Origin of the sequence: Curtobacterium sp. B18 (assembly GCF_000333375.1) — a bacterium.
Taxonomy (GTDB): Bacteria; Actinomycetota; Actinomycetes; order Actinomycetales; family Microbacteriaceae; genus Curtobacterium.
On the sequence record NZ_BACZ01000698.1, the window covers coordinates 1 to 5,498 of the forward strand.

6 protein-coding genes and 1 pseudogene are annotated in these 5,498 nt (G+C 72.7%); 5 read left to right on the forward strand and 2 right to left on the reverse strand.

Annotated features, from left to right (window positions below; all coding sequences use genetic code 11):
- Both I5E_RS18685 and sucC read right to left on the reverse strand, forming a co-directional pair.
- A pseudogene (locus I5E_RS18685) lies at positions 1-320 on the reverse strand (succinate--CoA ligase subunit alpha); the annotation flags it as partial.
- Positions 321-331: 11 nt separating this feature from the next.
- The gene (gene sucC, locus I5E_RS18690) at positions 332-1,501 is read right to left on the reverse strand and encodes an ADP-forming succinate--CoA ligase subunit beta (protein ID WP_022908332.1); all 1,170 of its coding nucleotides are present in this window, start codon (positions 1,499-1,501) and stop codon (positions 332-334) included.
- A 181-nt stretch (positions 1,502-1,682) separates the two neighbouring features.
- Here sucC and I5E_RS18695 point away from each other — a divergent pair, with 181 nt between their 5' ends.
- The 5 genes from I5E_RS18695 to I5E_RS18715 all read left to right on the forward strand — a co-directional run.
- Entirely contained in the window at positions 1,683-3,311 is a 1,629-nt protein-coding gene (locus I5E_RS18695) for a RecQ family ATP-dependent DNA helicase (RefSeq protein ID WP_022908333.1), read from the forward strand.
- A gap of 229 nt (positions 3,312-3,540) precedes the next feature.
- On the forward strand, positions 3,541-3,963 hold the full coding sequence (locus tag I5E_RS18700; protein ID WP_022908334.1) for an ester cyclase: 423 nt from the start codon (positions 3,541-3,543) through the stop codon (positions 3,961-3,963).
- Between the two features lie 30 nt (positions 3,964-3,993).
- On the forward strand, positions 3,994-4,287 hold the full coding sequence (locus tag I5E_RS22155; protein WP_022908335.1) for a hypothetical protein: 294 nt from the start codon (positions 3,994-3,996) through the stop codon (positions 4,285-4,287).
- A 40-nt stretch (positions 4,288-4,327) separates the two neighbouring features.
- Positions 4,328-4,735, forward strand: coding sequence for a hypothetical protein (locus I5E_RS18710; RefSeq protein ID WP_022908336.1), 408 nt, complete (start codon positions 4,328-4,330; stop codon positions 4,733-4,735).
- A 56-nt stretch (positions 4,736-4,791) separates the two neighbouring features.
- Positions 4,792-5,498 (forward strand): oxygenase MpaB family protein (locus I5E_RS18715; RefSeq protein WP_022908337.1); only part of this gene is annotated, 707 nt, incomplete at its 3' end.

Sequence of the window (5,498 nt, forward strand, 5' to 3'; positions counted from 1 at the left end):
TGCACCGGGATGCCCTCGGTGATGACGACGACGAGGGGGATCTCGGCGTCGATGGCTTCGAGCACGGCGTCCTTCGCGAACGCCGGCGGCACGAAGACGATCGAGACGTCGGCGCCGGTGGTGTCGATGACCTCGCGGACGGTGCCGAAGACGGGGAGCTCGACGTCGCCGTGCGTGACGGTGGTGCCGGCCTTGCGGGCGTTCACGCCGCCGACGACCTGCGTGCCGGCCTTGAGCATGAGCGCGGTGTGCTTGGTGCCCTCGCCGCCGGTGATGCCCTGGACGATGACCTTGGAGTCCTTGTTGAGGAAGATCGACATGGTCAGTCCCTTCAGGCCGCTGCGGCGGCGAGTTCGGCGGCCTGCTCGGCCGCGTCGTCCATGGTCGCGGCGACGGTGACCAGCGGGTGCGCTGCCTCCGCCAGGATCCGGCGACCCTCTTCCACGTTGTTGCCGTCGAGGCGCACGACGAGCGGCTTGGTGGCCGCGTCGCCGAGGATGCCGAGCGCGGCGACGATGCCGTTCGCGACGGCGTCGCAGGCGGTGATGCCGCCGAAGACGTTCACGAAGACGCTCTTCACCTGCGGGTCCCCGAGGATGACGTCGAGGCCGTTGGCCATGACCTCGGCCGAGGCGCCGCCGCCGATGTCGAGGAAGTTGGCGGGCTTCACGCCGCCGTGGCGCTCACCGGCGTAGGCGACGACGTCGAGCGTCGACATGACGAGCCCCGCACCGTTGCCGATCACGCCGACCTGGCCGTCGAGCTTGACGTAGTTGAGGCCGTGCGCCTTCGCCTTGGCCTCGAGCGGGTCCTCGCTCGCGGTGTCCTCGAGCGCCTTGTGGCCCTCGTGCCGGAAGTCGGCGTTCTCGTCGAGCGAGACCTTGCCGTCGAGCGCGAGGATCTGGCCGTCGCCCGTGCGGACGAGGGGGTTCACCTCGACGAGGGTGGCGTCCTCGCCCTTGTACACGTCGTAGAGCTTCACGAAGACGTCGGCGACCTGGTCGCGGAGCGCCCCGGGGAAGTTCGCCTGCGCGGCGATCTCGAGCGCGGCGGCCTTGTCGATCCCGGTGAGCGGGTCCACCTCGACGCGGGCGAGGGCCTCGGGCTTCTCGACTGCGAGCTGCTCGATCTCCATGCCGCCCTCGACGCTCGTGAGCGAGAGGTAGGAGCGGTTCGCCCGGTCCAGCAGCACGGAGAAGTAGAACTCCTCGGCGATGTCCGCTCCCTGGGCGATCATGACCCGCTCGACCGTGTGGCCCTTGATGTCCAGGCCGAGGATCGCCTGGGCGTGCTCGTAGGCCTCGTCCGGGGTCTTGGCGACCTTGACGCCACCGGCCTTGCCGCGACCGCCGACCTTCACCTGGGCCTTGACGACCACGACGCCACCGATCTTCTCGGCCGCCGCCCTCGCCTCGTCCGGGGTGTCGGCGATGATCCCCTGCAACACGGGGACGCCGTAGGACTCGAAGAGGTCCCTGGCCTGGTACTCGAAAAGATCCACGCTGTTCTTCTTCCCGCACGGTTCGTGCGATCGGCATCGGTTACCCGGTCGCCACACTCCACATCGAGGGTCGCTCGATGTCGAGACAACGGCCGACGGCCAGCCTAGCGCCGCTGCGTGGACGTCCGGTGCGCGCACTCGTCGTCCGGTCCCCCAGGGAGCGCTCGGCACGGTGGACTCGATGGACACCGCACTCCGTACCCGTGCCGCCGACGTCTTCGGCTGGACCCTCCGCCCCGAGCAGGAACGCCTCGTCGACGCCGTCCTCGACGGCCGCGACGCACTCGCCGTGATGCCGACGGGCTCCGGGAAGTCGGCGATCTACCAGGTCGCCGGACTCGCACTCGACGGGCTCGTGGTCGTGGTGTCCCCGCTCGTGGCGCTGCAGGAGGACCAGGTCGTCGGACTCGAGGACCACCCGGACGCCCCGCGCGCCGTGACCGTCAACGCCACGCACTCCCGCCGTGACCTCGACGCCGCCTGGGCCGCCGTCGACGACGGATCGGTGCGGTACGTGTTCCTCGCCCCGGAGCAGCTCGCGAAGGACGAGGTCGTCGAGCGACTGCGCCACGTCGGGGTGTCGCTCGTCACGGTCGACGAGGCGCACTGCGTGTCCTCGTGGGGGCACGACTTCCGTCCGGACTACCTCGTGCTCGGCGAGGTGGTCGAGCGGCTCGGCCGTCCACCGGTGCTCGCGATGACGGCCACCGGGTCCACGCCGGTCCGGACCGAGGTCGTCGAGCGGCTCGGCATGCGCGACCCGCTCGTCGTCGCCACCGGGTTCGACCGGCCCGAGCTGCGGCTCGAGGTGGTCCGCCACGAGGACGACGAGGGCAAGCGCACCGCACTCGTGCGGCAGGTCGTCGGGCTCGAGGGCGCCGGCATCGTGTACGTCGCCACCCGCGCCGAGACCCTGGTGCTCGCCGACGAACTGGTCGAGAGCGGCCGTCGCGCGAAGCCGTACCACGCGGGACTCCGGGCACGGGACCGCGAGGCGGTGCACCACGCCTTCCTCGACGGCGAGGTCGACGTGGTGGTCGCCACGAGCGCGTTCGGCATGGGGATCGACAAGCCGGACGTCCGGTTCGTGGTGCACGCCGACGTGCCGGAGTCCGTCGACGCGTACTACCAGGAGGTCGGTCGGGCCGGGCGCGACCGCGAGCCGGCACTCGCGACGATGCACTACCGCGCCGAGGACCTCGGACTGCGGCGGTTCTTCGCCTCCGGGAGCCCGCGGCCGGCCTCGCTCCGCGCGGTGTACGACGCCGTGCCGGCGGGCGGCGGGGCCGTCGCGCGGTCGGAGCTCACCGAGCGATCGGGTCTCGCCGCCCGGACCGCGGGCCGAGCCGCCAACACCCTGGTCGAGGCCGGGGTCCTCGCCGACGGCGGAGACGGGCTCCACCGGGTCGACGGTGGCCCGAGGACCGCTGCGGCAGCGGCCGACCGTGCGAAGGAGCACGCCCACGAGCGGGAGCGGATCGAGGAGTCCCGGATCCAGATGGTGCGCCGGTTCGCCGAGACCGACGAGTGCCGTCGGCAGTTCCTGCTCGGCTACTTCGGCGACGAGCTCCCGGAACCGTGCGGGAACTGCGACACCTGTTCGTCGGGGTCCGCCCGCCGAGCACACGCCGCGGACGGCTCGCACGACGCCGAGTGGCCGCCGGACGCCGAGGTCGAGCACCCCGAGTGGGGTCGCGGCACCGTGATGAGCACCGAGGACGACCGGCTCACCGTGTTCTTCGACTCCGTGGGGTACCGGACGCTCGCCCTCGTGGACGTCGCGGAGCGCGGGCTGCTCGAACGCGTCTGATGCGGGGGAAGGCGCGGTCGCTCGACCACCCGTCGGCGACCGCGCTCCACTCCCCCGAGCACGGTGAGTGTGCACGGCCGGGGTGGCCCCCGGGTGACCAGCAGGTGAACGACGAACCCCGTGTGCGTCTGTCGGACAGCCGTACCCCGGCCTGTGCGCCGCCTCGGACCGGGCACCGGGTACGCAGGACGCCGGGCCGGGGAGACCGGCCCGGCAACGAGAGGACACCATGAGCAAGGACGTCAACCAGGCCGCGCAGGAACGCCTCGGCGGCATCATCTCCGACCGGGCCTTCGACCGGTTCGGCGAGGTCTGGGCCGAGGACGTGGTCGACCACGACCCGGCTCCCGACCAGGCACCCGGCCTGACCGGCATCGTCGACTTCTGGCGTGCGTTCACCACCGCGTTCCCCGATCTCGAGCTCGTCCCGGACCCGGTGATCGTCACCGACGACCACGTCACCGCGGTGTTCACGATCCGTGGCACGCACACCGGTCCGTTCCAGGGGCACGAGCCCACCGGCCGGTCGTTCGAGGTGCGCGGCATCCAGGTGTCCCGCTTCCGCGACGGCAAGATCGTCGAGCGCTGGGGTGCGACGGACGAGCAGGGCCTCGCCCAGCAGCTGGGCCTCGGCGGCCAGCAGGGCGAGTAGACAGGACCGGAAACGACGAGAGGAACCACCATGAGCGACCCCGGCATCAGCCCCGTCGACGACTTCGACGCCCAGCAGCGTCGCGACGACGACGTCGACCGCGAGCACGTCGGCCCGTACGAGGTGGACGAGTCCGAAGAGTCCCTCGAGACCGTCACGAACGACGCGGTCGCCGGCGAGACCGTCGAGCCGCAGCCCGGTGACGGCACCGACGACGGACCGACCGGCGGTTCCCCGCGCGAGGGTGCTCCGGACCTGTGGGAGCACGACGGTGACGAGGACCGTCCCGACCTCGGGAACGACCTCGGCACGAAGCCGCTCTGACCAGCGCCACCCGCGGAGCACGGCCCAGTACGATCGGGCCGTGCTCCGACGCGTCCAGGCCAGTGTCCGCCGCATGCCCGCCGTGGCTCGGCTGCTGGCCCTCGCCTCGCTCCTGCTCGTCGCGGCCGCAGCGCACACCGGTGTCCGGTCCGGTGTGACCGACTGCGGCCCCGGCACGTACGGACCACCGTGCGGCACGAACGTGCTCTGGGTCCCGCTGGTGGTGGCCGGGGTGCTGCTCGCGGTGGTCGCCGGGTCGCCGAGTCATCTCTGGCCGCTCCCGTCGATCTGGCTGGTCGCCGCCCTGATCGCCGCCGCGACGGGGCAGGTCGGGAGCCCCGCGTTCCTCGTCGCCGCCCTGGTGGGCGGGACACTCGCGCTCGCCGCGGCGATCGTGGTCGACGCACTCCCCCGCCTCCGCGCCGGACGGCGCGGACCACGACCGTGAGCGGGCACCGGACGGGAGGCGCGGGGCCGGGCCCGCACCGTCCCTCCAGTCCGCCCGTGGGCGGGGTCCCGGAACGCGACCTGCGTCGGTTCCTCGCCGACAGCACGCCGGTGGCCGCCGGCGGCCGCGCCATCCTGCTCCAGATCGCGGACCCCGTGGTCGCAGCGGGGGTGCGGCGGCACTCGGACTTCGCGCGACGACCGCAGCAGCGGCTCGCCCACACCCTCATGTTCGTGTACGCGGTGGTCGTCGGCACCGAGGCCGACGCAGCCGTCGCCGCCTCGTTCGTGACGCGCGCGCACCGACCGGTCGCCGGCGCCGACGACGTGGACCGGCAGCTGTGGGTGGCCGCGACCCTGTACGACTCCGCGATGCACGCCCACGAGCTGTTCGGCACACCCGCCGGACCGGAGGTCGCCGAGCGCGTGCTCGCCGCCTACGCCCCGATCGGCACGGCACTGCGGGTACCAGCGGACCGGTGGCCCGCGACGGTGGCGGACTTCGAGCGGTACTGGACGCGCACGCTCGCCGGGCTCCGCGTCACCGACGACGCCCGTGGTGTCGTGCGCGACCTGCTGCACCCGCGGTTCGCGCCGCTGTGGGTGCGGGGCGCCATGCCGCTCGTGCGGGTCGTGACGGTCGGGATGCTCCCGGATGCCCTCCGGTCGCATTACGGGGTCGCGTGGGGGCCGCGCGAACAGCGGCGCTTTCCGGCGGACCGTTCGTCTTGGTCCGGGTCGTTCCGGGCCGTCGTCCCGGGGGT

Bases quoted from the DNA above. Each gene is read 5' to 3' on its own strand.
- I5E_RS18695 (WP_022908333.1), top strand. From the start codon at position 1,683: ATGGACACCGCACTCCGTACCCGTGCCGCCGACGTCTTCGGCTGGACC.
- I5E_RS18700 (WP_022908334.1), top strand. From the start codon at position 3,541: ATGAGCAAGGACGTCAACCAGGCCGCGCAGGAACGCCTCGGCGGCATC.
- I5E_RS22155 (WP_022908335.1), top strand. From the start codon at position 3,994: ATGAGCGACCCCGGCATCAGCCCCGTCGACGACTTCGACGCCCAGCAG.